The following is an 899-nucleotide window of genomic DNA, read 5'->3' as shown; positions in this document are numbered from 1 at the left end:
CGCACCGGGCCCGGCCCCGTTACCGAAACAGCTGCGTTCCCCATGGAAGGCCGTCCGATGTCCCCTGAACCCGCGCCCGCCTCACCGCGTGCCGACCGGCCGTCGTCGAAGGGGGTGCGCAGCCTGCTCTGCCTGGGCATCGGCGCGATGATCGCCGGTACCGCGATGTTCGCAGCCCCTCGTCTCGGCGCGCACACCGCCGCCCCGCTGCCCCCGGCCGCGGCGGCCGCGCCGAGCACGAGCGCCGCGGCGGCACCGCTGCCGGCCACGGCCAGGCCCGCGCCGGTGCCCTCCTCGGCCGCCACCGCACCGGCGATGCCCCGCTCGGCTCCCACCCGGCTGCGCATCCCGTCCATCAAGGTGGACGCGCCGTTCACCGGCCTCACCCTGGACCAGTCCGGCGCGCTCAACGCCCCGCCGGTGGACGACAAGAACCTGGTCGGCTGGTACCAGGACGGCGTCGCACCCGGTGAGGACGGCACCTCGGTCGTCGTCGGCCACGTCGACACCAAGACCGGGCCGGCCGTCTTCCTGCTGCTGAGCTCCCTCAAGCCCGGCAACACCGTCGACATCGGCCGCGCCGACGGCAGCACGGCGACCTTCGCCGTGGACGCGGTGAAGGCGTTCGCCAAGAACGCCTTCCCCGACCAGGAGGTCTACGGGCAGGCGGCCGACCCGGAGCTGCGGCTGATCACCTGCGGCGGCGCCTACGACAAGACCCGCAAGGACTACACCGACAACGTCGTGGTCTTCGCCCACCTCCAGTCCTCGAAGCCCGCCGCGGGCTGAGGCCGGCCGTCCCCGGCGCCGCACACCACGCCCCTGGCGCGGGGGTGGGGGGCCCCCGGTTAGTGCCGCCGGGGCCCCGCCCCACCCGGGGGCCGACCCGGCGACCGGGG

The 899-nt window shown here is 75.6% G+C and carries 1 protein-coding gene; it reads left to right on the top strand.

Annotation, left to right across the window (positions count from 1 at the left end):
- Positions 1–57: 57 nt before the first annotated feature.
- Complete coding sequence (locus ACFV0G_RS37405) at positions 58–789, top strand: class F sortase (protein WP_380557687.1); 732 nt, start codon at positions 58–60, stop codon at positions 787–789.
- Positions 790–899: the final 110 nt, after the last annotated feature.

Origin of the sequence: Kitasatospora sp. NPDC059571 (genome assembly GCF_042735675.1) — a bacterium.
In the GTDB taxonomy this organism is placed as follows: domain Bacteria; phylum Actinomycetota; class Actinomycetes; order Streptomycetales; family Streptomycetaceae; genus Kitasatospora.
Note: the sequence above shows the minus strand (reverse complement) of the source record. Positions and strands in the feature narration are given on the sequence as shown.